We start from the raw sequence: 24,516 nt of genomic DNA, 5'->3' as shown, positions 1-24,516 counted from the left end.
TCAGGCGAGGCTCGAGGCTTCGCGGTCGGTCGTCGGCGTGGTCGTGTCGTCGTGGGACCCGGAGGCGGTGGAGTCCGGTGCGGACGTCTCGGCGGCGTGGTCGGCGAGCACGCCGACCCTGTGCCGCTGGACGAACCAGTAGTACGCGAATCCGCCCGCGGCCGCGATCCCGACGAACAACACGGCGCTGTACTGCAGGTACCAGTGGTGTGGCGGCTCGGCGTTGTACACCTCGGTGCGCGGCCACGCGAGGTTCACCGTCATGCCCAGACCCCAGACGACGGCGAGGACGTTGATCGGCAGACCGAGCCTGCCGAGGCTGAACCGGCCTTCCTCCTTCGTCGGCCGCCACTTCCCGCGTAGCCGTGCGACCAGCATCGGGATAGTGACCAGTAGATACGAGATGTAGATGAGGATGATCGCCAGCGACGTCACCGCGGTGAAGATCTGCGGCTGGCCGATGTTCACCAGCAGCAGCACGACGGCTAGCACTCCGATGAACACCGCGGGCAGCACGGGCGTCCGGAACCGCGGGCTGACGCGCGCGAGCCGCTTGCCACCGGGAAGCGCGTTGTCACGGGCCATGGCGAACATGATGCGGATCGCCGCGGTGTGCACGGCCAGCACGCACACGGTGATCGCCACGAAGATGCCCAGCAGGAACAGCCTGCCGACCAACGGGCCGAGCGCGTCGCTGAGCACGTACTGCAGGCCGGAGACGCCGAGTTCGGGGGCGTCGAGGTCGCGGATGGCCATCATGCCGAACAGCAGGATCAGACCACCGAGCACGAACGACGCGACCAGCGCCCGCAGGATCGCCTTCGGAGCGTTGCGGTGCGGGTCGATCGACTCCTCGCCGAGCGAGGCCGCGGTGTCGAAGCCGTACATGACGTACGACGAGGCGATCCCGGCCACCAGGAACGCCGTCAGGTAGCTGCCGCCGTGGGCGGCCTCGGTGCCGGCCGTCTCGAACACGACGGTCGGCGGATTCACCACGACCAGCGCCAGCGCCACGATCAGTGCCACCGCGGCGACCAGCTCGATGAACACGCCCGTGCTGTTGATCCGGGCCATCAGCCGTACGCCGTAGGCGTTGACGAGCGTGGTGAACAGGATCAGCAGCATCGCGAGGACGATTCCGTTGACGGCCGCGTCCGTGGCGTTGCCGCCGTCGCCGACGAACTGGAATCCTTCCCAGATCTGCGGCAGCGTGTTCTGGTAGGCCAGTGCCGTGGCCGAGATCGACACGATCGAGGCCAGCAGCATCATCCAGCCGGCGAGCCAGCCGACGTGGCGTCCGCCGAGCTTCTTCGCCCAGTTGTAGACCGAACCCGCGATGGGATAGCGCGCGGCCAGCTCGGCGAAACTCAACGCCACCAGCAACTGCCCGACGAATACGATCGGCCAGGACCACCAGTAGGCGGGGCCGCCGAGGCCGAGTCCGAAATAGGACAGTTGGAAGGTGCCGGTGAGCACCGAGATGTAGCTGATCCCTGCGGCGAACGTATGGAATCCGCCGAGACTGCGTTTCAGTTTGTTCGTGTAGCCGAACTCGCCGAGTCCGGCGTCGTGGTTGGGCGCACTCATGCCCTGAACTCCTTTCCCGGGGCGGTGTGCGGACACACGTGTCCCGGGTGGTCGTTTCCTGCGTAGTGCGAAAAATGCGGCGAGGGGATTCCGCGCCGTGATTCCGGCCTATTCGCCGGAGAACCAGTGCTGCGGTCCGGGTCGCAGATTCTGGTAGACGTGCTTGGCTTCCTGGTATTCACCCAGACCGCCGCGGCCGAGTTCGCGGCCGATTCCGGACTGCTTGAAGCCGCCCCATTCCGCCTGGGGCAGATACGGGTGGAAATCGTTGATCCAGACGGTGCCGTGGCGCAGCCGGTTCGCCACGCGCTGGGCTTTGGCGGGGTCACCGGTGAACACGGCCCCGGCGAGGCCGTAGTGCGTGTCGTTGGCGATCCGCACGGCGTCGTCCTCGTCGGTGAACCGCTCGACGGTCAGCACCGGCCCGAACGACTCCTCGGTGACGGCATACGAGCCCTGCTGCACCTCGTCGAGGACGGTCGGCAGGTAGAAGTGGCCATCGACGTAGCGCTCACCCTCCGGACGTCCGCCACCGGTGCGCAGGACGGCCCCCTCGGTGACCGACTTGGCGACGTAGTCCTCGATCTTGCGCAGGTGACCCTCCGAGATCAGTGGACCGGTCTCGGCGTCGTCGTCGAAGGGCCCGCCGATGCGGATCCGCTCCGCCCTGCGCACGATCTCGTCGACGAGCTGATCGTGCAGCTCGTCCTGTACGATCAGCCGTGCGCCCGCGGAGCACACCTGGCCGGAGTGCAGGAAGATCGCGGTGAGGGCGAAGTCGACGGCCGTGTCGAAGTCGGCGTCGGCGAACACGACGTTCGGGTTCTTGCCGCCGAGTTCGAGCGCGACCTTCTTCACCGTCGGTGCCGCCAGCGCGGAGATCGTGCGTCCCGTGTGGAGTCCGCCCGTGAACGAGACCAGGTCGACGTCGGGGTGCTCGGCGAGCACGCTGCCGACCTCGGCGCCCGCGCCCAGCACCAGGTTTCCGACGCCCGCGGGAAGTCCGGCCTCGGTGAGCGCCTGCATGAGCAGGATCGCGGTGCTCGGCGTCAACTCACTGGGCTTGAGCACGAACGTGTCACCGGCGGCGATCGCGGGCGCCACCTTCCACGCCACCTGCAGCAGCGGAAAGTTCCACGGCGTGATCATGCCGCACACCCCGACGGGCTCGTACTGCACGCGGCTGATCGCATCGGGCGTGCCGGTGTCGACGACCCGTCCGGAATCGGTGCCCGCGAGCTTGCCGAAATAGCGGAAACAGGCGGCGATGTCGTCCATGTCGAACTCGCTCTCGACGAGCCGTTTACCGGTGTCGAGTGATTCCGCGCGGGCGAACTCGGCCTTGTCGCGCGCCAGGATGTCGGCCACGCGCAGCAGCAGGTCGCCGCGGTCCCACGCCGAGCTCGACGGCCACGCGCCGTCGTCGAAGGCCCGGCGCGCGGCGGCCACGGCCTGTTCGGCGTCGGTGCGGCTCGCTTCGGCGACCGTGGCGACGAGTGTCCCGTCCGCGGGGCAGCGGATCTCTCTCGTGTGTCCGCCCGCGGCGGTTCTCCATTCGCCGTCGATGAACAGCGTGGCAGCCGAATTGTCGGCGTGCGGCATGGTCGTTTCCGCCCTTTTCCTCGTTCGTCGGCGTTCGTTTCTTCGGTAGCGTTCCCCGGCGGCTCGCGTGTCCGCTCCCGCCGGGTCGCATGCGTTGTTCGTGCGGTTTCCCGGGGCCGCCTGGGCGCGCGGATCCGGTGCCGCGCACCGTTTCCTGGACACCGCGTTCCCGGCGATTCCGCGCGTGGGAAACGGTCTTCGGCGCGGGCGACGTGGTCGCGGAGGGTTTCCCCGTGATCGCGTTTTCTCGCGGGCCGTGCGGCGTCGGTGGAGGACACTAACACCAGACCTGTACATCTGTACACCAACGAATTCGGCGGTTCGGTTCGAGTGGGTGAAAATGCGCCGCCGAGCAGTGGATTCGCGGCACCGGTGATCTGCGCCGCACCGCTTCGGTCCGCCTGCATGGCAGGGTGAACGGACCGAACGTGACACGTCAGAGACGAGGATTCCGAGACTGTGACTACCCCCGATGCGACCCCCGCAGGCCCGACGCCGCGGTCGAACGGTGCGCGCGCGGCCGGGCAGCGGGATCCGGACCGGCGGCAGCGCATCGCGCGCGCGGCCATCGAGGTGGTCGCCGAGGTCGGGGTCGAGAAGCTGACGCACCGGAAGGTCGCCGCGGCCGCGGGCGTGCCGCTCGGCTCGACGACCTACTACTTCAAGACGCTCGACGACCTGCTGGCCAGTGCGCTCCGGCAGGCGGCCGACGACGACGTCGAGCACCTGCGCAGCTGGGCCGCCGGACTGGACGCCGGGGGTGACCTCGCCGAGGCGCTCGCGGAACTCGTACTGCACTACCTCGGGCCGGCGCGCGCGAAGACGATCGTCGAACACCAGCTCTACATCGCGGCACTGCACCGGCCCGCGCTGCAGCACGTCAGCCAGGAGTGGGACACCGCGCTGGCCGAGCTGTTCGCCGGCTACACCGACGCCGCGACCGGCCGTGCGTTGTCGGTGCTGTTCTGCGGCTGGCAGCTACAGGGCATCGTGCGCGAACAGCTCCCCGAACGAGCGGACGTCGAGGCGTCGTTCCGCAGGCTCCTCGACCGCTGACGGACCGCTGCCGTGATGCGGCGGGTCCTGCTGTCGTGGTCGGGCCGTCCGGGTCGGAGCATCCGGCGGATGTCGGTGGCCGGCGTTAGCGTCGAGTCATGGCGCTCACAGTGGAAGAACGCGAAGAATTCCTGGCACAACCGCACATCGGCGCACTGTCCGTGGTCGAATCGGCCGAACGGGCGCCGCTGAACGTGCCGATCTGGTACCAGTACACGCTCGGTGGAAACCTCTGGATCCGCACCGGGCCCGAGTCCCGTAAGGCACGGGCCATTCGCGCCGCGGGCCGCTTCAGCCTGATGGTGCAGCGGGTGGAGCCGACCATCCGGTACGTCAGCGTGGAAGGTCCGGCTGAGTTCTCGGAGGACAGTCACGACCTGTCCGTCGAGATGGCCGTCCGGTATCTGGCCGCGGAGCAGGCCGAGGAGTTCCTGGAGTTCGAGCGTACGCACCTGGGCGAGCACACGGTGATCACGATGCGGCCCGAGCACTGGTTGTCGGCCGACATGGGCTCGCTCTGACCGGTCCGGCCTCGTGGGTCGAGAGCTCGCCCCGGACAGGGGGTTCGCGGCGGCTCCGGCGGAGACGCCGTAGGCGAGGTCCGCCGCGAGTGGGACGCGCTGACGACCCGTTCGCCAGCCTCGGCTTTTCATCTGACCAACTGAAAAGATAATTTGACGTGTAGCTGTGGGCCGCGAGTGTGGGAGGAGGTGGGCATGCCGCGAAGACGCATGTACCGCCGCCTGCTTGTGTGCGCCCTCGCTGCCTTGACCTGGGTCTCCGCCGCATGTGCCGTGCCGCAGGGCAGTGGTGGCGACACCGGCAACGACGGCCTCGTACTGGCCGCGGCGTACGAGGAGGAGAGTCTGCACCCGCTGCTCGGCCACGGTCAGGAAGGCGCGTCGAAGATCTTCGACGGCCTCTACGACTACGGCGCCGACCGCGAGCTTCGCCCCGCGCTCGCGGCAGGTCGGGCCCACGCGTCCGAGGACGGGCTCACGTGGACGGTGCCGCTGCGGCGCGGCGTCCGGTTCCACGACGGGTCCGCGTTCACGGCCGCCGACGTCGTCGCCACGTACCGCTCGCTCGCCGATCCGCGCTACGCGGCCACCGTGGCGTCGGAGTACGAGATGATCGACTCGGTGCGTGCCGTCGGCGACCACACGGTCCGGTTCGACCTCGCCCACCGTTACGCACCGCTGCCGCACAAACTGACGCTCGGCATCGTGCCCGCCGAGTCGCTGGACCCCGGTCCCGGAGCGGAGCCGGAACCGCTCCACACCTCGTCGTTCGGCAGTCACCCCGTCGGCACCGGGCCGTACGAACTCGCGGAATGGCGTAGAGGCGACCGCATGGTGCTGACCGCCAACGACGACTACTGGGGCGGTCGGCCTGCGGTGCGCACCATCACCGTCGTCTTCGCGGGCGACGACAACACGCGCGCCCAGCGCCTGCGCGCGGGCGAGTTCGACGGCGCATCCCTCCCGCCCGCGCTCGCCGACACCCTGCGCGACCTCGACGGCTACCGCGTCGTCCACCACCGCACCGCCGACCACCGTGCCGTGACGCTCCCGACGCGCCATCCCGTCACCGGAGACCTCGCCGTCCGCCGCGCGCTCAACCACGCCGTCGACCGTGAGGGAATGATCGACGCGATCCTCGGGGGACACGGCAGGCCCGCGAGCACGCCGATCCCGCCCGTGCTCGGGGACCTGCACGAACCCTCCTCGGCGTTCCCGTTCGACAGGGCCGAGGCGCGCCGCATCCTCGACCGCGCAGGCTGGCGGACCGGCGGCGACGGCGTCCGCAACCGAGACGGCACCCGGGCGGCGTTCACGCTCCTGTACCCCGCCGACGACAGCGTGCGGAAACTGTTCGCGCAGGCGTTCGCGTCCGACGCCCGCGCCGTCGGCGTCGACGTGAGCCTGGAAGGGCTCGGCTGGGAGGCAATCGAACCGCGGATGGCGCGCGACGCCGTCGTCCTCGGCGGCGGCAACCCGTTCGAACCGGACCTGGTCGCGTACCCGCTGCTGCATTCGTCGTACGGCGGCGACGGCTACAACAACCCGGGGTTCTACTCGGATTCCGATGTCGATGATGCGCTCGACCGTGCGCGCACGGCGTCCTCGCCCGGTGCGCGCACGCGGGCCTATCGCGACGTGCAGCGGGAGCTGCGCGACGACCCGGGGTTCGTGTTCCTGGCCTTCCTCGACCACAGCTACGTGCTGCGGGACGCCGGGTGGCGCGGCTACCGGCCGGTGGTCGAACCGCACACGCACGGTCTGACCTGGGGACCGTGGTGGAACGTGCAGAACTGGACGGCTGCGTCGTGAACGCCGGGGTGGGGGCCGAGCGGGGCGCCGTGTCCCGGCGTCGTGCCGTCGGCGTCCTCGTGCTGCGGCGGATCGCACTGGCGGTGCCGGTCCTGCTCGTGGTCGCCTGCGGGGTGTTCCTCCTGGGCGCCGCGTCGCCGTTCGACCCGATCCACCAGTACTACGGTGAGGACGTCTTCACCGCGAGCGACGAGCAGCTGGCGCACACCCGTGTCGAACTGGGTCTCGACGATCCCATAGTCGTCCAGTTCGGACACTGGTTCGGCGGGATCGTCACCGGTGACCTCGGCACCAGTCGGGTGTTCCATCAGCCCGTGGCCGAGGTGCTGGCCGAGCGTCTGCCGTGGACACTCCTGCTGGCGGGCACGGGCATCGTCATCGCCGCCGTGCTGGCGCTGGTGCTCGGCGTCGTGACCGCGTGGCGGCAGGGTGGTCTGCTCGACCGCATCGTGACGGCGGTCGGCCAGGGGATGGAGGGCCTGCCGAGCTTCGTCGTCGCGTTCGCGGCGATCGGGGTGTTCTCGCTGGGCCTGGGGTGGCTGCCGGTCGCAGGGGTGACCGACGGAGACTCCGACGCCACGTTCGCGCAGGTCGTCGAACATCTCGTCCTGCCGGCGCTCGTGCTCGGCGTGTCGCAGGCGCCGTGGCTGGTGCTGCACCTGCGGCAGTCGCTGCTCACCGCGCTCGCCGACGACCACGTGATCGGTGCCCGGGCCCGGGGCCTGCCGGAACGACTGGTCGTCACCGGGCACGCGCTGCCGACCGCGCTGCTGCCGTTCCTGAACGTGCTGGGTACACGCGTGCCCGAGCTCGTGACGGGTGCCGTGCTGGTGGAGACCGTGTTCTCGTGGCCGGGTGTCGCCTCGGCGATGGTCGAGGCGGGCCTCGCGGTCGACTACCCGCTGCTGGCGGTGCTGGCCCTGCTGGCGACCGTCGCGGTGCTGCTCGGTTCGTTGCTGGCCGACATCGCCACCGTGGCGACCGATCCGAGAGTGCGCGCCGATGGTTGAGCGGGAGGTCGTGGACGGCTCGGTGCGGGAATGGCGGTCTGCCGCTCGGACCCGGGCGGGCACGCCGCGCGGCGGAGCGGGCGCCCGGGCGCGGCTGCGGCTCGGCGTCGGCGCCGGCCTGCTCGGCGTGCTGGTGCTGGCGGCGATCGTCGTGCCCTGGCTCTGGCCCGCGAGCGAGCAGCTGTTCGACTACACACAGGTGCGGCGGCCGCCGAGCGGTGAGCACGTGTTCGGCACCGATCAGGCGGGCCGCGACCTGTTCGTCCGCACGCTGGCGGGCCTGCGCGTGTCGCTCCTCGTCGCGGTGATCTGCGCCGTCGGGACGATCACGCTCGGCACCGTCGTCGGCGCTGTGGCCGGATTCCTCGGGGGGTGGCCCGACCGGCTGCTCATGCGCCTGCTCGACACCGTCAACGCTGTCCCGCACCTGTTGCTCGGCATCGTCATCGTGGCGCTGTACCGCGGGAGCCTGACGGCCGTGATCGTGTCCATCGTGGTCACCCACTGGACCACCGTGGCTCGCATCGTGCGCGCCGAGGTGCTGTCGCTGCGGCGCCGCCCCTTCGTCGATGCGGCGATCTCGGGCGGCGCCACGCGCGGGCACATCCTGCGCAGGCACATCCTTCCCGCCGTCGCCGGGCAGGCCGCGCTGTCGGCGGTGCTCGTGCTGCCGCACGCGGTGTGGCACGAGACGGCACTGAGCTTCCTCGGGCTCGGCCTGCCGCCGCACCTGGCCAGCATCGGCAACATCCTGTCGGACGCCCGGTCGGAGCTGCTGCTCGGAGGCTGGTGGAACGTCGCCTTCCCGTCGGTGCTGCTCGTGCTGACCACGCTCGCGACCGCCGGCATCGCCGCGACCCTGCGCGACCGGCTCGTCCCCCGGCGCCGATCGGAGCTGGCCCTGTGAGGGAGACATCGGTGACGAAGACATCTGTGACGAAGACGCCCGTGGCGAACGCGGATACGTTCACGGGAACACGGCAGCCCGCGAGTGCGCTCACCGTGGACCGGCTTTCGGTGCGATTCCGGCTGGGACGAAAGGGAAAAGCAGGGATCGTGCACGCGGCGGCGGACGTGTCGCTGCGGCTACGTCGAGGTCGCGTGCTGGCACTGGTCGGGGAGAGCGGCTGCGGCAAGTCCGTCCTGACGTCGGCGCTGCTGGGACTGCTGCCCGCGAACGCGCAGACGCGCGGACGCGCACTCCTGCACGGGCCCGGCGGCGACCTCGACCTGTGCACGGCGCCGGAGCGCCGGATGTCCCGGCAGGTCAGGGGCAGGCGGATCGGGCTCGTCCCGCAGTCGGCGGCGAGCCACCTCACACCCGTGCGCACCGCTCGCTCCCAGCTGGCCGAGAGCATGCGGCACCTGCGCGGTGCCGCGTCGCGCAGCGACGTCGACGCCCTCGCCGAGCGCGCGGGCCTCGCCCCGGCCTCGCTCGACGCCTATCCTCACGAGCTGTCCGGCGGCATGGCTCAGCGGGTCGGGTTCGCGCTGGCCCTGGCCGGAGAACCGGATGTCCTGCTCGCCGACGAACCGACCACCGGCCTCGACCGGGCCCTCGTCGACCACGTCACCGACGGCCTCGCGACGGCGGCCGCCGAGGACACGGCGGTCCTGTTGATCACCCACGACCTCGCGGCCGGGCGGCGCGTGGCCGACGACGTCGCCGTGATGTATGCGGGGCGCATCGTCGAGGCGGGACCCGCGGGTGACGTGTTCGCCGACCCGTGGCATCCCTACACCCGCGGTCTGCTGGGAGCGTTGCCGGACGGCGGATTCGAGCCGATTCCCGGCCATCCGCCCGAGCTGACCGACGTGCCCGACGGGTGCGCGTTCTGCGCCAGGGTGCCCGACGCTCCGGGGCCGCCGTGCAACGGTGACCCGGAGCCCGTCGCCGTGGGTGGTCGGCTGATCGCGGGGCACGTGCCGTGCTGAGCGCGAAAGACCTGGTCGTGGGCTATCGGCGGGGACGGCCGGTGCTGGACGGCGTCGACGTCGAACTCCACCCCGGTGCGACGCTGGGTCTGGCCGGCCCGAGCGCGTGCGGCAAGTCGACACTCGCCGCCGTGCTGGCGCTGTTGCTGGAGCCGTGGTCGGGGAGCGTGACACTGGACGGGCAGCCGGTGCGAGGTTTCCGGCATCGCGCACCGGCCACGCAGCGCACCGCCATCGGCGTGGTGTTCCAGCAACCGCGACTCGCCGTCGAGCCACGATGGACCCTGGACGCCGTCGTCCGCGCACCGCTGGTGGCGTCGCGCCGCCGGGACGACGGGATCGTCGCCGAACTGACGGAGGCCGTCGGCCTCACCCGGGAACTGCTGGCACGGCGGCCGCACGAGGTTTCCGACGGCCAGTTGCAGCGCGCGTGCCTGGCGCGTGCGCTGGTGCTGCGGCCGCGCTACCTGATCTGCGACGAGATGACGTCGATGGTCGACGCCTCGACGACCGCCCTGCTCGTCCGTCTCGTGCGGAGCGTCGCCGCCGAAGGCACCGGTGTCCTGGCCGTCAGCCACGACGACGCGCTCCTCGAAGCCTGGGCCGACGACGTCGTCCGGTGGCGTTGATGGCCGGATCGCGTCGGGGTCACGCCGTCGTGTTCGACGAGGCCGTGTTCGAGGAGGCCGTGTTCGACGATGTAACCGCCGAGCGCGGCACCCGGGGCCCGCTCCGGCCGCTGTCGCCGTCCGCGTTCGGGTCGAGCCCGGTGCCGGGCCGCAGCGACGGGTCAGACGCTGCCCGCGTCCGCGGTCGTCGACTCACCCGGCAGCACGCGGCCCAGGATGTCGGCGATCGTGATCACCCTGGTGTCCCCGGCGGTCCGAACCACGGCGAGGTGCTGCGACGTCTCCCGCATCCGCGTCAGTGCCGTGTAGAGCGGTGTGTCCGGCGGCAGGTCGAGCACCCGGTACGCCACCGGCGTGATCGGCGCGTCGTCGGCGAGCAGCAGGGTGTCGCGGACGTGGACGACCGAGCGCGGGTCGCCGTCTCCCACGAGGATGCGCCGGTGGCCGGACTCGCGGGCCGCCTCCCGGACCGCCGCGGCCGTCGCCGATGCGGGCACCGTGACCAGCGGGCCGGTCGCGACGGTGCGCACCGTCACGCGTTGCAGGTCCAACGCGCCGGAGAGCTGCTCCGACGACCGGTCGTCGAGCGTGCCCGCCTCGACGGAGTGTTTCACGAGCTGCCGCAGTCCCTCCGGGTTCTGCCCGGTCGCCACCTGGTCGGCGGGGGTGACACCGGCCCATCGCACCAGGCCGTTGGCCGCCGTGTTGATGGTCGACAACAGCGGCCGCGTCGTGGTCACCAGCACACGGGCGGGCAGCGCGAGCAGGGTCGCCGACCGTTCCGGATGCGCGATCGCCCAGGACTTCGGTGCCATCTCGCCCACGACCAGATGGAGGAACGTCATCGCGACGAGCGCGATCGTGAACGCGGCCGCGTCGGCCAGCCAGTAGGGCGCGCCCACCGTCTCCAACAGCGGGGTGAGCCAGTGGTGCACGGCCGGTTTGGTGACCGCACCGAGCGCCAGGGTGCAGCCGGTGATGCCGAGCTGGCAGCCCGCCAGCAGCAGTGTCAGTTCGCGGGAGCTGCGCAGTGCGGCGCGCGCCGAACGGCTCGTCGTGGCGGCTTCCTCGAGGCGATGGCGTTTCGCCCCCAACGTGGCGAACTCGACCGCCACGAAGAACGCGCTGGCCACGAGGATCAGCACGGAAGCGGAGATCACGATCCAGGGGTTGCTCATCGCGCCTCCTCCCTCGTGGATCCGCTGCCGGCTTCGGCGGACGTATCGGCGGACTGCAGCGTGAGCCGCAGCCGCGACGGCACGTGGCGGTCGACGTCGAGCACGTCCACGCGCAGCACCGGCGGTGCGGGCGGGTCCGGCTCGGCGAGTTCGGCCCCCGACTGCGGCAGGCCGACCAGCACGGTCGCGCCCGCCGGAGGCAACGCGCCGTGAGCAGCGATGGTCAGGCCCGCGACCGTCTCCACGTCCTCGGACGGCAGGTCGTGACCGACCGCACGCTCCACCTCGTCGACGTGCACGTCGCCGCTCACCAGCCAGCTGCCGTCGTCCTGCACCGTCACCGGCGGGGGCTCCGGACCGTCGTGCTCGTCCTGCAGCTCGCCGACGAGCTCCTCGGCGAGGTCCTCGATCGTGAGGATGCCCGTGAACCCGCCGTACTCGTCGAGCACACAGGCGAGCTCGTTGCGGGTCGCGGTCAACCTGGCGTAGGCGTCCGGCAGGGCCATCGTCGTCGGAACCAGCAACGGCGGGCGGCACAGCTGCGACACCGGCGTCTCGTCGTCGGCCGGCCGGGCCAACACGGCGGCCAACTCGGCGACGCCGAGGACATCACCCGCCTCGTCGACCACGGGGTAGCGCGTGTGGCCCGCGGCCATCAGCTCACGGACGTGGGAGATCGGCGTCTCGGCCGCCACCACGTCCACCCGCGTCCGCGGATTCATCGCGTGCTCGACGTCCTGATCGGGAAAGTCCAGCACCCGATCGAGCAGCACCGACAGGTCCGCGGGCAGATCACCCGTGGCGCGCGAGTCGGCCACGATGTGTTCGAGGTCGCGCGCCGTCGCCGAATGCTCCACGTCGTGCACCGGCTCGATGCGCAGCAGCCGCAACAGCGCGTTCGACGCGGCGTCGAAGAACCTGATGAGCCAGCCGAACAGCGTCAGATACAGCGTCGTCGACCCGGCCAGCCACAGCGCGACGCGTTCGGGGACGGCGATCGCCAGGTTCTTGGGGAACAGTTCGCCGACGAGCATCTGCACCAACGTCGACACCACCAGCACGGCCACCGTGCCGACCGCGATACCGACCGACGTCGGCACACCGACACCACCCAGTGCCGTTCCCAGTGCGTTGCCGACCAGAGGTTCGGCCACGTAACCGACGAGCAGGCCCGTCACGGTGATACCGAGTTGCGCACCGGACAACATGAACGACGTACGGCGCGTGATCGCCAGCGCACGTTGCGCCGACCGGTCGCCCGATTCGGCCAGGGCGGCGAGCCGGGAACGGTCGACAGCCATGTAGGCGAATTCCTGCGCCACGAAATAGCCGTTGACCGCGATCACGGCCAGGATGACGACGATGCCGAGCAGGAGGCTGAGGGCCCAGATCATGTGCGGCACCTCGCGGTGCTCTCGCTCACGATCCGGGTGCCGGTACTACAACTGTCGTCCATCGCCCTTCCTGGCAGGTCACCGTCAAGACATCCCCCGGGTCACGGCATTCCCGGCGAGCCGCTTCGCCATTCAACAGGCGAAACCGCTGCGTCGGCGCCGCTTCCGCCGGTTCCGGCCGACGGCCGGACAAACCGGATGACGTCATCCTACCGGAGGAGTGCGGCCGGCGGTGGCGTCGCTGTCGCGACACGGGAAACGGCCCCGGCGGTTCCCGCGGACCAACGGGGCCCTCAACGCGCTCGACCACCGCTGACCAGAGCGCGCCGCGCTCCCGATTTGTCAGAGCGCGCCGCGCTCCCGGGCCGTCAGAGCGCTCCGCGCTACCGATTCATCAGAGCGCTCCGCGCTCCCACGGCCCGGTGACCGCGTAGGTGACACCCGGCGACTGGACGTTGAAGAAGAGGATCTTCCCGTCCGGGGAGAACGTCGCACCCGCGAGCTCGCTCGTGTTCGACGAGTTGAGCTCCGCGAGGTCGAAGATCTCGCCCCGGTTCGTCACACCGCGTAGCAGATCCTTCCCGCTGCCGTCCTCGCACAGCACCAACCCGCCCGTGTTCGGCGAGACGCAGATGTTGTCCGGACTTTCGAGCAGGTCAGGGTTCGTCGACTCGTACACCAGCACGAGCTGGCCGCCCGAGTTGCCACGCGCCCGGTACTCCCACACCTGACCGATGCCCGCGTCGCCGCCATTGGTCGAGACCAGGTAGATCGACCCACCGCCGAACCAGGCACCCTCGAGGCGCGCGAACACGGCCGCGCCCTTGTCCCAGCCCTGCCGGGCCACCGCGAGGCTGTCGTCGCTGTCCGGGTCCGGATCGTCGATGTCGACCCACTCGACCGGCAACGTCCGGTTCGGCTTCTGACCGAGCCGCGTGTCGAACCCCGGCTTGTCCTTGATCGCCAGCATCTGCAGCTTGCCGCCCGCGGCCAGCTCGCCCGGCTTGTTCGGCACGAACCGGTAGAACCCGGCACTACCGCGGTCCTCGGTCTGGTAGACGATGCCCGTCGCCTCGTCGATCGCGACGGCCTCGTGCGTGAACCGGCCCATCTCCTTGTACGGCACCGGATCCACGGGGCCGTCCGCACCGGCGGGAACCTCGAAGACGTACCCGTGCGGGGTGTCGACGTCGAGGCCGGTGAACGTCTCCTCACAGGACAGCCACGAACCCCACGGCGTCGGGCCGCCCGCACAGTTGCGGATCGTGCCCGTGAGGCTCGGGAACGTGTCGACGAGCTCCATCTTCTCCGGGTCGAACACCATCGTGGTGGTACCGCCCGCGGCGGCCGGGTCGTACGACGGCGAGGCGAACGCCGCGCCCTCGCTCTGTTCGTGGTTGCGCACCAGGCGGATACGCCCGTCCTCACCGGCGAACGCGGCCATGCCGTCGTGCATCCCCGGAGTGGGTCTGCCGTCGCTCATCGGCGTGCCCGTGTGTCCGAACGCGACACACGAGAAGCCTGCCGGCAGCAGCAGCTCCCCTCCGGGGGCCGGCTGGAGGGGGCCGTACCCGCCGTTGTTCTCGGCCTGCTGCGGACCACGGCCCGGCTTCGCCGACGCGGTCGTGGCTCCCATCATGCCGAGTAGTGCCGACGTGGCGCCGACGGCGGCTCCGCTACGGAGGAAACCGCGGCGGGACAGGTTGGAGGGTGTGGTGGGGCGTTCGACCATGACTGGCGCTCCTTGAAAGTCCGGAAGGTCGATTTCACCCCACACGTCCGACATTGCCCGCCGCGCAGGTCGCGATGAACGATCTTTGACCGACTGCCGATCGGAGAGTGTGCCGAGGAACCGGGGCGGGGCCGAACGGCCCAATGTCAACGACCGTTCGGCCTGATTCGTCCGGCCGGTCCGCACCGACGGTGACGCTCCGGCGAGCGCGGCCCCGCCGGCCGCTCTCCGGCAGGGCCGGCAAACCCCACGACGCGCTGTCGGCAGGACGTTCACGCGGTGGGCGGCAGGCCTCCGATTCGCGTCGTGAGTTCGGCCGCGGCACGGCGGACGCTCGCGGCGAGGTCGGGCCAGGTGGCGCCGCATTCGACGTCGGCGTCCTCGGACCCGCCGGACCCGCCGGACCCGCCGCCCGCGTCGTCGCCGTCGTGGCAGCGGTGGCGGAAGGTCAGGCTGATGGCCGCCAACGGCCTGCCGCCGTGGTCGAACGCCGGGTGGGCGACGGACGCGAACTCCGCCGTCACGTGGCCGTCCTCGACCGCCCAGCCGAGCCGGTCGTGGGCTGCGAGCGTCGCCCGCAGTTCGGCCAGGCTCCGCGGTCCCCTGGCGGTGCGCCGGACGAACGCCGACGCAGCCGGATACAGCGCCCTGACCTGAGGTTTCGGCAGGTGGGTGAGCATCGCCCTGCCGGAGGCGGTCAGATGCGCGGGCAGGCGAACACCCACGTCGGTGACGACCGTCTGAGGCTGTGGTGGGCGTTCCTTGATGAGGTAGACGAGCTCGCCCCCGTGCAGCACGCCCAGGTGCGCGGTGTGCCCGGTCTCGTCGACGAGCCTGCGCAGGATCGGCCCCGCCAGGCGTTCGAGCGGGTCGTGCCGCAGGTACGACGAGCCGAGCTCGAACGCGGCGATGCCCAGCCCGTACCGTCGCTCGGCGGGCAGGTGGACGACGAATCCGGCGACCTGCAGCTCGGTGAGCAGGTGGTACGTCGAGGACCGGGGCACGCCCGCCTCGCGTGCCAGCGTCGCCGCCGAGACCGGTCCCGCGTGCCGGGCGAGTACGCCGAGCAGCGCGAGCCCGCGCCGCAGCGCAGGTACGTTTCCCTGGGCGGCCTGCTCGCTCCTGGTGGAGGTGCTGTCCTGCGCCATCAGTCCTCCTGTCTGGGATCCGAGACGGAAATCCTACCGTCGGCGCTGATGAGCCCGCCCTCCACGCGGTGCAATGAGGACATGCCGAACGAGCCGAACGAGGTAGTGATCGGATCCGCTCCGCTGACGCGCGACGGCGTCGTCGCCGTCGCCCGCGGCGGTGCCCCCGTGGCCGTCGACGCGGTGGCGCGGAAGAACGTCGCCACCGCCCGCGCACACGTCGACGCCCTCGCCGACGCGACGACGCCGTCGTACGGCGTGTCCACCGGCTTCGGTGCGCTGGCCGTGCGCAGCATCCCACCGGAACGCAGGGCCGACCTGCAGCGCTCGCTGATCCGCTCGCACGCGGCCGGTGCCGGACCGGCCGTCGAGACCGAGGTGGTGCGCGCGCTGATGCTGCTGCGCCTGCGCACCCTGACCACCGGGCACACGGGTGTGCGGACCTCCACCGTCGACGCGCTGGCCGCCCTGCTCAACGCCGGCATCACGCCGGTCGTGCCCGAGTACGGTTCGCTCGGCTGTTCCGGGGACCTCGCGCCGCTGTCGGCCGTCGCTCTCGCGCTGATGGGGGAGGGCGAGGTCGTCGGGCCCGACGGCGCCACCCGCCCCGCCACCGACGCGCTCCGGGACGCCGGGATCACCCCGGTCACCCTGGCGGAGAAGGAGGGCCTGGCGCTGACCAACGGCACCGACGGCATGCTCGGAATGCTCGCGCTGGCCATTCGTGACCTCGCCGCGCTGCTCGACGTCGCCGACCTGACCGCGGCGATGAGCGTCGAGGCGCAGCTCGGCACCGACCGGGTGTTCGCCGAGGACCTGCAGGCACTCCGCCCGCACCCGGGACAGGCCGTCTCCGCGCGGCGCATGCGCGAGGCGCTGGCCGGTTCGGAGATCGTCGCCAGCCACCGCGGCCCCGACTGCACCCGCGTGCAGGACGCCTACTCGCTGCGCTGCGCACCGCAGGTGCACGGAGCGGCGCGGGACACGCTCGCCCACGCCGAGGCCGTCGCCGACCGCGAACTCGTGTCCGCTGTGGACAATCCGGTCGTGCTCGCCGACGGGCGCGTCGAGTCCAACGGCAACTTCCACGGCTCGCCGCTCGGGTACGTGCTCGACTTCCTCGCCATCCCGGTCGCGGACGTCGCGTCGATCGCCGAGCGCCGCACCGACCGGATGCTCGACGTCGCGCGTTCGCACGGGCTGCCCGCGTTCCTCGCCGAGGACCCGGGTGTCGACTCCGGGCACATGATCGCCCAGTACACGCAGGCGGGCATCGTCAGCGAGCTCAAGCGGCTGGCCACGCCGTCGTCGGTCGACTCCATCCCGAGCAGCGCGATGCAGGAGGACCACGTCTCCATGGGCTGGTCGGCGGCGCGGAAACTGCGCCGCGGCGTCGACGGTCTGCGCACCGTGCTGGCCGTCGAACTGCTCACCGCGGCGCGTGCGCTCGACCTGCGCGCCCCGCTGCGCCCCGCTCCGGTGACCGGTGCGGTCCGCGACCTACTGCGCACCCGCGTCGGTGGTCCCGGCCCCGACCGTCACCTCGCCCCCGAGATCGCCGCGGCCGAGGAGCTCATCGCCTCCGGTGCCGTGCAGAGCTGTGTGGAGGAAGCATGAGCCTGACCACCAAGAACTGGCAGACCGAGGCTGCGCTGCGGATGCTGCGCAACAACCTCGATCCCGAGGTCGCCGAGCGGCCCGAGGACCTCGTCGTCTACGGCGGCACGGGCAAGGCCGCCCGTGACCGGGCCAGTTACGACGCCATCGCCGCCACGCTGGCCACGGTGGCCGAGGACGAGACCCTGCTCGTGCAGTCGGGCAAACCCGTCGGCGTGTTGAGCACCCACGAGTGGGCGCCGCGCGTGCTCATCGCCAACTCCAACCTCGTCGGCGACTGGGCCAACTGGCCGGAGTTCCGCAGGCTCGAGGCCATGGGGTTGACGATGTACGGCCAGATGACCGCCGGGTCGTGGATCTACATCGGCACCCAGGGCATCCTCCAGGGCACGTACGAGACGTTCGCGGCCGTGGCGGAGAAACGCTTCGGCGGCACGCTCGCCGGCACCCTGACGGTCACCGCGGGGCTCGGCGGCATGGGCGGTGCGCAACCGCTTGCGGTGACGATGAACGACGGCGCGGCCCTGGTGATCGAGTGCGATCCGCACCGCGCGCAGCGCCGGCTCGAGACCGCCTACCTCGACGAGCTGGCCACCGACCTCGACGACGCGATCACCCGCGTGACGACGGCCAAGGCGAACCGCCGCGCGCTGTCGGTCGGCGTGATCGGCAACGCCGCCGAGATCCTGCCCGAACTGCTACGCCGAGACGTCGACGTCGACATCGTCACCGACCAGACGTCGGCACACGATCCGCTGGCCTACTTGCCGTCCGGTGTGGACGTCGGGGACTGGCACGACTACGCCGCCGCCAAGCCCGACGAGTTCACCGACCGGGCGCGGGAGTCGATGGCCGAGCACGTGAGGGCGATGGTCGGGTTCTCCGACCGCGGCGCCGAGGTGTTCGACTACGGCAACTCGCTGCGCAGCGAGGCTCAGGCCGGCGGGTACGAGCGGGCGTTCGACTTCCCCGGCTTCGTGCCCGCCTACATCCGGCCGCTGTTCTGCGAGGGCAAGGGCCCGTTCCGGTGGGCTGCACTCTCGGGCGACCCGGCGGACATCGCCGCCACCGACAGGGCCGTGCTGGAGCTGTTCCCCGAGAACGAGTCGCTCGCGCGCTGGATCCGCATGGCGGGCGAGCGGGTGTCGTTCCAGGGCCTGCCCGCCCGGCTCTGCTGGCTCGGTCACGGCGAGCGGCATCTGGCCGGCCTGCGGTTCAACGAGATGGTCGCCAGCGGGCAGCTCTCGGCACCGGTCGTCATCGGCCGGGACCACCTCGACTCGGGCAGCGTCGCCTCACCGTACCGCGAGACCGAGTCCATGATGGACGGTTCTGATGCGATCGCGGACTGGCCGCTGTTGAACGCCCTTGTCAACACGGCCTCCGGCGCGACCTGGGTGTCCATCCACCACGGCGGCGGCGTCGGCATGGGCCGTTCGATCCACGCGGGCCAGGTCACCGTCGCCGACGGGACCGAGCTCGCCGCTCGCAAGCTCGAACGGGTGCTCAGCAACGACCCCGCCACCGGAGTGCTGCGGCACGTCGACGCCGGGTACGAGCGTGCCGCGGAGGCCGCCACGGCCGGTGGCCTGACCGTGCCGATGCGGCGGTGACCATGGCGGACGTGACAGGCACACCGGAGCCGAGCGCGAGCGGACTGCTCGCCGACATCGCCGACGTCGGGCGCGACCGCACGCGCGGCGGATACTCCCGGCACGTGTTCGACACCGCCGAGCTGGAACTGCGTGAGTGGTTCGCGGGCGAGGCGCGGCGTCGCGGGCTCGATCTCGAGCAGGACCGGTGCGGCAATCTCTGGGCGTGGTGGGGCGCCCCCGGCCCGGACGCGGTCGTCACCGGCAGCCATCTCGACTCGGTTCCCGGTGGCGGAGCGTTCGACGGGCCACTGGGCGTCGTGAGTGCACTGACCGCAGTGGACATTCTGCGGGCGCGGGGTGTGACACCTGCGAAGCCGCTGGGCGTCGTCGTGTTCAGCGAGGAGGAGGGCGGCCGGTTCGGCGTGCCGTGCCTCGGATCGCGGCTGCTGACCGGGTCGTTGCCCGCGGAGAAGGCCCTCCGGCTGCGCGATCCCGACGGCACGACGTTCGCCGACGCCGTGCGGGGCGCCGGCCTCGACCCGGAGCGCATCGGTGCCGATCCGGACTTCGTCGGCCGTATCGGCAGGTTCGTCGAACTGCACGTCGAACAAGGGCGCGGCCTGATCGATCTCGGCGGGCCCGTCGCCGTCGGCAGCACCGTGATCGCGCACGGGCGGTGGCGGCTGACGTTCGCGGGCCAGGGCAACCACGCCGGAGCGACCCCCATGGACGATCGCCGGGATCCGATGCTGCCCGCCGCGGAGACCGTCGCCGCCGTGCGCCGTATCGCCGCGTCCGCCCCCGGAACGCGCGCCACGGTCGGCAGACTCGCGGCGAACCCCGGTGGCACCAACGTCATCGCCTCGACCGTGGACCTCTGGCTCGACGCCCGGGGTCCCGACGTGCCGTCGGTGGTGCGGGACGTCGAGTCCGCGGCGCGGGCCGCCGCCGAGGCGGAGGGCTGCACCGTCGCGCTGAGCGAGGAGTCGTGGGGTGACGAGGTGGTGTTCGACCCGGCGCTGCGCGACGCGGTGTCGGCCCAACTGGGCGGCGTGCCCGCGCTGCCGACCGGCGCCGGGCACGACGCGGCCGTGCTGTCGGCACACGTGCCCGCGGCGATGCTGTACGTGCGCAACCCGACCGGCGTCAGCCACGCCCCCGAGGAGTTCGCCGAGGACTCCGATGTGGACGCCGGTGCGGAGGCGCTGGCGACCGTGTTGTCGGGGCTGTCGGCGTGAGCGGGCCGGTGCGTGATGAGCCGGACAGCCGTGGGCCGCGGAGCCGTGGGACCCGGAGCACCGCCGCGGCCGGGGTGAGCGAGTACTGGTGCGAGTACGCCTGGCTGCCCGGCGGGGTGGCCGAGGGTGTGGGCGTCGACGTGGCCGGCGGGGCGATCGTCGCGGTCGAACCCGGCAGAGCACGGCGCGGCCGGACGTTGCGGGGTCTGACGTTGCCCGGCATGGCGAACGCGCACTCGCACGCGTTCCACCGAGCGCTGCGCGGGCGCACGCACGGCGACCGCGGCACGTTCTGGACCTGGCGCGCGCTGATGTACCGCCTCGCCGAACGGCTCGACCCGGACGCGTACTACCGTCTCGCGCGGGCCGTCTACGCGGAGATGGTGCTGGCCGGGTACACGAGCGTCGGTGAGTTCCACTACCTGCACCACGGCCCGGGCGGCAGGCGCTACGACGATCCGAACGCGATGAGCGCCGCGCTCGTCGCGGCGGCCGCCGACGCCGGGATCCGTATCTGCCTGCTCGACACGTGCTACCTCGCGGGCGGTCCGGACAAGCCCCTCGAGGGTGTCCAGCTGCGGTTCGGTGACGGCGACGCCGACGGCTGGGCCTCCCGGGCGGAGGATTTCCGGCCCGGCGGTGAGCACGTCGTCGTCGGGGCGGCTGCGCATTCGGTGCGCGCCGTGCCGGCGCCGCAACTGCCCGTCGTGGCCGAGTGGGCAGCGGGCAGGCCGCTCCACGTCCACCTGTCCGAGCAGCGCGCCGAGAACGAGGACTGCCTGCGGGTGCACGGCGTGACGCCGACGGCGCTGTTGGCGCGTCACGGCGTGCTGGCCGAGCGCACCACCGCCGTCCACGCGACGCATCTGACCGACGACGACATGTCGACACTCGGAGCGTCGCGGACGCGGGCGTGCTTCTGCCCCACGACCGAACGTGACCTGGGCGACGGCATCGGGCCCGCCTCGGCGTTGGCGGCAGCGGGCGTGCGGCTGTGTCTGGGCAGCGACAGCCACGCCGTGATCGACGCCTTCGAGGAGACGCGGGCGCTGGAACTGAACGAACGGCTGGCCGCGGAGGCGCGCGGCAGATTCGCCGTCGACGACCTGGTCGCCGCGGCGACCGACCACGCCGCGATCGGCTTCGACGACGTCGGCCGGATCGAACCGGGCGGGCAGGCCGACCTCGTGACCGTGCGACTCGACTCGGTCCGCACCGCGGGCGGGGCACCCGACGGCGCCCCGCTCACCGCGACCGGGGCCGACGTCACCGACGTGCTCGTCGCCGGGCGGTCCGTGGTATCCGACGGGGAGCACACTCGTATCGAACGTCCCGCCGCCGACCTGGCGGCCGAGATCGGAAAACTACTATGACCCCGAACCCGCGTCCCGCCGCCGACCCCTCGACGGCCCCGCCGCACCCGCCGTCCACTGTGCACCCGCCGTCCACTGTGCACCCGGCGTCCACTCTGATCACCGGTATCGGCGAGCTGACCACGAACGATCCCGGGCTGGGGATCCTGCGCGACGCAGCGGTCGTACTGGAGGCCGATCGGATCGCCTGGGTGGGCGAGTCCGCCGTGGCTCCGGCGGCCGACGCCGCCGTGGACGTCGGCGGGCGCGCGGTGCTGCCCGGCTGGGTGGACAGCCACACGCACCTCGTCTTCGTGGGCGACCGCACCGCCGAGTTCGAGGCGCGCATGGCGGGGGAGCCGTACCAGGCGGGCGGCATCGCCACGACCGTCGCCCGCACGCGGGCGGCGAGCGACGCGGACCTCGAAGCCAACCTGACGGCCCACCTCGACGAGGCCGTCCGGCAGGGCACGACGTGCCTGGAGACGAAGACCGGCTACGGCCTGACCGTCGAGGACGAGACCCGCTCGGCCCGGCTCGCCGCCCGGCACGCCGACGAGGTGACCTATCTCGGCGCGCACCTCGTACCGCCCGGGGCCGACGCGGAGTCCTACGTGGACCTCGTGTGCGGCGACATGCTCGACGCCGTCGCCCCGTACGCCGCGTGGGTCGACGTGTTCTGCGAAGCGGGTGCGTTCGACGAGGCGCAGTCCGAGCGCATCGTGGCAGCGGCCGCGACCAGGGGCCTCGGGGTGCGGGTGCACGGCAACCAGCTCGGCAACGGGCCCGGCGTGCGGCTCGCGGTGCGCCACGACGCGGCGAGTGTCGACCACTGCACCCACCTGACCGACGAGGACGTCGACGCGCTGGCCTCGTCGTCGACCGTCGCGACCCTTCTGCCCGCGTGCGACCTGTCCACCCGGCAGCCGCTCGCCCCGGCGCGGAGGCTGTGGGACGCGGGTGCCGCCGTCGCCCTCGCCAGCAACGCCAACCCGGGCAGTTCGTACACGACGTCCATGGCGTTCTGTGTGGCGACGGCCGTGTTGCAGATGGGCCTGACGGTGCGCGAGGCCGTGTGGGCCGCAACCGCGGGCGGCGCGCGGGCCCTGCGCCGTGACACCGGCGACGGCGCCGTCGGCACGGTGCGTGCCGGTGCGCGCGCCGACCTGCACGTACTCGACGCACCGTCGGCCACCCACCTCGCCTACCGGCCCGGCGTCCCGCTCACGTGGGCCGTGTGGCGCTGCGGCCACCGCGCGGCCTGACCTGCGTGTCCTGCACCCGCACGACCGCTGGGCTCGCCGGCGACCGCTGTGCCGCGGGCCGGGCCGTCAGGTCAGCAGGGACTCGACGCCGAGGTCCGCGGCGGCTTCGTGGGCGCGGGAATGGAGCTCGGGGTCCTCGTCGAGGCCTGCGGTGACGAGGCGTTCCCGCAGGCCGTCGTCGAGGTGCGCGAGCAGGTCGAACAGCGCGTGCCACAGGTCGTACTCGTCGGCCGCGCGGGCGTAGGCGGCACACTGTTCCGCCGGCTGGCGTGCGACCAGCGTGCTCAGCGACGACTTGTCGTCGACGACGAACGCGACCTCGAGGACCTGTCGTTCGTTCAGCTCGGCCAGGCCGGCCTCGGCGATCTCGGGAGGCACGCCGCCGACGAACCGGCCGAGGGTGATCCAGTCCTCGCGTCTGCGTAGTTCCCTGCTGACGTCGGTGACGGTGGCCGTCGGCAGTTCGGAGAGGATGTGGACGGCGCGGCGCGGATCGAGCTCCGCCGCGACATCGGCGAGGAACGGTGCGGGCAGCTTCAGCGCGATCGCCACGCCCCGGTCGCCGTCGATCAGCCCGGCCAGACGTGCGCTGAGCAGTGGTCCGAACGCCTTCTGCGCCAGTGTCACCAGCACCGGGACCGGGATGATCCCGCTGGCCGCCACGAGCTTGCGCAATACCGGTTGGTGCGCGCCGTGCAGAGCCTCGGTGGCCTGATCGCGCAACGCGCGGATGTCGGCGGCGGGCACGTCCCGCAGGAACTCCAGGCGCTGTTCCGATTGGCCGAGCACCCGGGCGAGCTTGACGATCTCGGCGCGCGCGGCGAGCCGGTCGAGCGCCCCGGTCACAGTCCCACCGCCTTGCGGACCGCGGGCCGGATGAAGAACGGGATGTGCGACAACGCGCTGTCGGCCGACTCCTGCAGCGCCGCGGCCTGCCGGCGCCTGGCCTGCCGCAGCGCGTCGGCGAGCACCTGTTTCTGCTCATCGGGAAGGGCGTCGATACCGGCGGGCAACCCGTCGAAATGGGGTCCGTCGAGCTGCTCGGCGAGCGTGCGGTCCGTCGTCATCGATCCCCTCCGCGGACGGCTGTGCAGGTGAGGGATAGTTTCGCACCCATGGCAGAGGAGATCGACACTTCGACGATCGGTGTCGGCGGCCTGGGCGCGTATCTGGCGCGCCCTGCCGAGCCGACGGGCGCAGGGATGCTGCTGCTTCCCATGATCACCGGCATCGGACAGCGAGTCCGTGAGTTCGCCGCCGAACTCGCCGAGGCCGGCGTCACGACCCTGAGCTGGGACCCGTTCCACGGCGTGAGCATGGACGATCACGAGCTCGACACCATGGTCGAACTGATGCACGGCCTCGACGACGAGACGTGCCTGGCGGAGATGCAGCGGCTGCTGGACCACATGTTCGGCGAGCTCGGGCTGACGAAGGTGGGCGTGATCGGTTACTGCCTCGGTGGGCGATTCGCACTGTTGCTGGGGGCGCGGGACGAGCGGCTCGCCAACGTCGTCGCCTACCACCCGACGGTGCCCGCCACGCCCGCGGACAACCACACGGCCGACCCGTTCGAGCAGACTCCGCGGATCGGCGCGCCGGTGATGATGCTCTACCCGGGGCAGGACACGATCGTTCCCCACGAGGTGTTCGCCAAGCTGCAGGAGGGCCTGCAGTCGCGCACCGGCGCCGCCAGCATCGTCCACCTGTACCCCGAGGCCCACCACGGCTTCAGCGACACCCGCAGTCACGGTGCCGAGGTCAACGAGGCCGCCTACGCCGTGTCGCAACCCCAGGTGCTGTCGTTCGTCCGAGCGACGACCACCTGACGTACGGGGCGCAGCC

General features: G+C 71.7%; 21 protein-coding genes. 13 read left to right on the top strand and 8 right to left on the bottom strand.

Annotated features, from left to right (window positions below; all coding sequences use genetic code 11):
- On the bottom strand, positions 1-1,587 hold the full coding sequence (locus FHS23_RS21715) for an APC family permease (RefSeq protein ID WP_183659095.1): 1,587 nt from the start codon (positions 1,585-1,587) through the stop codon (positions 1-3).
- Between the two features lie 108 nt (positions 1,588-1,695).
- Complete coding sequence (locus tag FHS23_RS21710) at positions 1,696-3,189, bottom strand: aldehyde dehydrogenase family protein (RefSeq protein WP_183659093.1); 1,494 nt, start codon at positions 3,187-3,189, stop codon at positions 1,696-1,698.
- Between the two features lie 459 nt (positions 3,190-3,648).
- Between FHS23_RS21710 and FHS23_RS21705 the strand changes: the two genes are divergently transcribed.
- From FHS23_RS21705 to FHS23_RS21675, 7 genes are all read left to right on the top strand, one after another.
- Entirely contained in the window at positions 3,649-4,245 is a 597-nt protein-coding gene (locus FHS23_RS21705) for a TetR/AcrR family transcriptional regulator (RefSeq protein WP_183659091.1), read from the top strand.
- 98 nt (positions 4,246-4,343) lie between these two features.
- The gene (locus FHS23_RS21700) at positions 4,344-4,766 is read left to right on the top strand and encodes a pyridoxamine 5'-phosphate oxidase family protein (RefSeq protein ID WP_183659089.1); all 423 of its coding nucleotides are present in this window, start codon (positions 4,344-4,346) and stop codon (positions 4,764-4,766) included.
- Positions 4,767-4,961: 195 nt separating this feature from the next.
- The gene (locus FHS23_RS21695; RefSeq protein ID WP_183659087.1) at positions 4,962-6,578 is read left to right on the top strand and encodes an ABC transporter substrate-binding protein; all 1,617 of its coding nucleotides are present in this window, start codon (positions 4,962-4,964) and stop codon (positions 6,576-6,578) included.
- The gene (locus FHS23_RS21690) at positions 6,542-7,588 is read left to right on the top strand and encodes an ABC transporter permease (protein ID WP_343054168.1); all 1,047 of its coding nucleotides are present in this window, start codon (positions 6,542-6,544) and stop codon (positions 7,586-7,588) included. Before FHS23_RS21695 ends, FHS23_RS21690 begins: the two co-directional genes overlap by 37 nt.
- Positions 7,581-8,495, top strand: a complete 915-nt coding sequence (locus FHS23_RS21685) for an ABC transporter permease (RefSeq protein ID WP_183659085.1) — start codon at positions 7,581-7,583, stop codon at positions 8,493-8,495. Before FHS23_RS21690 ends, FHS23_RS21685 begins: the two co-directional genes overlap by 8 nt.
- An 11-nt stretch (positions 8,496-8,506) precedes the next feature.
- Positions 8,507-9,523 (top strand): ABC transporter ATP-binding protein, encoded by a 1,017-nt coding sequence (locus FHS23_RS21680; RefSeq protein WP_343054167.1) that lies wholly within the window; start codon positions 8,507-8,509, stop codon positions 9,521-9,523.
- The gene (locus FHS23_RS21675; protein WP_183659083.1) at positions 9,517-10,152 is read left to right on the top strand and encodes an ATP-binding cassette domain-containing protein; all 636 of its coding nucleotides are present in this window, start codon (positions 9,517-9,519) and stop codon (positions 10,150-10,152) included. Before FHS23_RS21680 ends, FHS23_RS21675 begins: the two co-directional genes overlap by 7 nt.
- A 161-nt stretch (positions 10,153-10,313) precedes the next feature.
- On the opposite strand, the gene FHS23_RS21670 is transcribed toward FHS23_RS21675, so the two are convergent.
- The 4 genes from FHS23_RS21670 to FHS23_RS21655 form a co-directional block, all read right to left on the bottom strand.
- Positions 10,314-11,330 carry a CNNM domain-containing protein gene (locus FHS23_RS21670; protein ID WP_183659081.1) on the bottom strand — a complete coding sequence of 339 codons (1,017 nt, stop codon included), beginning with the start codon at positions 11,328-11,330 and terminating at the stop codon, positions 10,314-10,316.
- The gene (locus FHS23_RS21665) at positions 11,327-12,724 is read right to left on the bottom strand and encodes a hemolysin family protein (protein WP_183659079.1); all 1,398 of its coding nucleotides are present in this window, start codon (positions 12,722-12,724) and stop codon (positions 11,327-11,329) included. The genes FHS23_RS21670 and FHS23_RS21665 overlap by 4 nt, the downstream gene beginning before the upstream one ends.
- Before the next feature lie 394 nt (positions 12,725-13,118).
- A complete protein-coding gene (locus FHS23_RS21660; RefSeq protein ID WP_183659077.1) occupies positions 13,119-14,456 on the bottom strand; it encodes an alkaline phosphatase PhoX in 1,338 nt (445 codons plus the stop codon).
- 272 nt (positions 14,457-14,728) lie between these two features.
- Positions 14,729-15,604, bottom strand: coding sequence for an IclR family transcriptional regulator (locus FHS23_RS21655; RefSeq protein ID WP_183659075.1), 876 nt, complete (start codon positions 15,602-15,604; stop codon positions 14,729-14,731).
- A gap of 81 nt (positions 15,605-15,685) precedes the next feature.
- Here FHS23_RS21655 and hutH point away from each other — a divergent pair, with 81 nt between their 5' ends.
- The 5 genes from hutH to hutI all read left to right on the top strand — a co-directional run bounded on the left by hutH (position 15,686) and on the right by hutI (position 22,671).
- A complete protein-coding gene (hutH, locus tag FHS23_RS21650) occupies positions 15,686-17,221 on the top strand; it encodes a histidine ammonia-lyase (RefSeq protein ID WP_183659181.1) in 1,536 nt (511 codons plus the stop codon).
- On the top strand, positions 17,218-18,834 hold the full coding sequence (hutU, locus tag FHS23_RS21645; RefSeq protein WP_183659073.1) for a urocanate hydratase: 1,617 nt from the start codon (positions 17,218-17,220) through the stop codon (positions 18,832-18,834). The genes hutH and hutU overlap by 4 nt, the downstream gene beginning before the upstream one ends.
- A gap of 11 nt (positions 18,835-18,845) precedes the next feature.
- The gene (locus FHS23_RS21640) at positions 18,846-20,054 is read left to right on the top strand and encodes an allantoate amidohydrolase (protein ID WP_343054166.1); all 1,209 of its coding nucleotides are present in this window, start codon (positions 18,846-18,848) and stop codon (positions 20,052-20,054) included.
- 74 nt (positions 20,055-20,128) lie between these two features.
- On the top strand, positions 20,129-21,427 hold the full coding sequence (locus tag FHS23_RS21635) for a formimidoylglutamate deiminase (RefSeq protein WP_183659068.1): 1,299 nt from the start codon (positions 20,129-20,131) through the stop codon (positions 21,425-21,427).
- Entirely contained in the window at positions 21,424-22,671 is a 1,248-nt protein-coding gene (gene hutI, locus FHS23_RS21630; protein WP_183659066.1) for an imidazolonepropionase, read from the top strand. The genes FHS23_RS21635 and hutI overlap by 4 nt, the downstream gene beginning before the upstream one ends.
- A 66-nt stretch (positions 22,672-22,737) precedes the next feature.
- Here the strand turns inward: hutI and FHS23_RS21625 are convergent, their stop codons facing one another.
- Positions 22,738-23,517, bottom strand: coding sequence for a hypothetical protein (locus FHS23_RS21625; protein WP_183659064.1), 780 nt, complete (start codon positions 23,515-23,517; stop codon positions 22,738-22,740).
- Positions 23,514-23,738, bottom strand: coding sequence for a hypothetical protein (locus tag FHS23_RS21620; protein WP_183659062.1), 225 nt, complete (start codon positions 23,736-23,738; stop codon positions 23,514-23,516). The genes FHS23_RS21625 and FHS23_RS21620 overlap by 4 nt, the downstream gene beginning before the upstream one ends.
- Before the next feature lie 48 nt (positions 23,739-23,786).
- Here FHS23_RS21620 and FHS23_RS21615 point away from each other — a divergent pair, with 48 nt between their 5' ends.
- On the top strand, positions 23,787-24,500 hold the full coding sequence (locus tag FHS23_RS21615; protein WP_183659060.1) for a dienelactone hydrolase family protein: 714 nt from the start codon (positions 23,787-23,789) through the stop codon (positions 24,498-24,500).
- The last annotated feature ends 16 nt before the right edge of the window (positions 24,501-24,516 follow it).

It is taken from the genome of Prauserella isguenensis, from assembly GCF_014191605.1.
Classification (GTDB): Bacteria; Actinomycetota; Actinomycetes; order Mycobacteriales; family Pseudonocardiaceae; genus Prauserella; species Prauserella isguenensis.
Note: the sequence above shows the minus strand (reverse complement) of the source record. Positions and strands in the feature narration are given on the sequence as shown.

Excerpts from the sequence above, each read along its gene's own strand:
- FHS23_RS21715 (WP_183659095.1), bottom strand. The coding sequence starts at position 1,587 with ATGAGTGCGCCCAACCACGACGCCGGACTCGGCGAGTTCGGCTACACG.
- FHS23_RS21710 (WP_183659093.1), bottom strand. The coding sequence starts at position 3,189 with ATGCCGCACGCCGACAATTCGGCTGCCACGCTGTTCATCGACGGCGAA.
- FHS23_RS21700 (WP_183659089.1), top strand. The coding sequence starts at position 4,344 with ATGGCGCTCACAGTGGAAGAACGCGAAGAATTCCTGGCACAACCGCAC.
- FHS23_RS21695 (WP_183659087.1), top strand. The coding sequence starts at position 4,962 with ATGCCGCGAAGACGCATGTACCGCCGCCTGCTTGTGTGCGCCCTCGCT.
- FHS23_RS21685 (WP_183659085.1), top strand. The coding sequence starts at position 7,581 with ATGGTTGAGCGGGAGGTCGTGGACGGCTCGGTGCGGGAATGGCGGTCT.
- FHS23_RS21670 (WP_183659081.1), bottom strand. The coding sequence starts at position 11,330 with ATGAGCAACCCCTGGATCGTGATCTCCGCTTCCGTGCTGATCCTCGTG.
- FHS23_RS21665 (WP_183659079.1), bottom strand. The coding sequence starts at position 12,724 with ATGATCTGGGCCCTCAGCCTCCTGCTCGGCATCGTCGTCATCCTGGCC.
- FHS23_RS21660 (WP_183659077.1), bottom strand. The coding sequence starts at position 14,456 with ATGGTCGAACGCCCCACCACACCCTCCAACCTGTCCCGCCGCGGTTTC.
- FHS23_RS21655 (WP_183659075.1), bottom strand. The coding sequence starts at position 15,604 with ATGGCGCAGGACAGCACCTCCACCAGGAGCGAGCAGGCCGCCCAGGGA.
- hutH (WP_183659181.1), top strand. The coding sequence starts at position 15,686 with ATGCCGAACGAGCCGAACGAGGTAGTGATCGGATCCGCTCCGCTGACG.
- hutU (WP_183659073.1), top strand. The coding sequence starts at position 17,218 with ATGAGCCTGACCACCAAGAACTGGCAGACCGAGGCTGCGCTGCGGATG.
- hutI (WP_183659066.1), top strand. The coding sequence starts at position 21,424 with ATGACCCCGAACCCGCGTCCCGCCGCCGACCCCTCGACGGCCCCGCCG.
- FHS23_RS21620 (WP_183659062.1), bottom strand. The coding sequence starts at position 23,738 with ATGACGACGGACCGCACGCTCGCCGAGCAGCTCGACGGACCCCATTTC.
- FHS23_RS21615 (WP_183659060.1), top strand. The coding sequence starts at position 23,787 with ATGGCAGAGGAGATCGACACTTCGACGATCGGTGTCGGCGGCCTGGGC.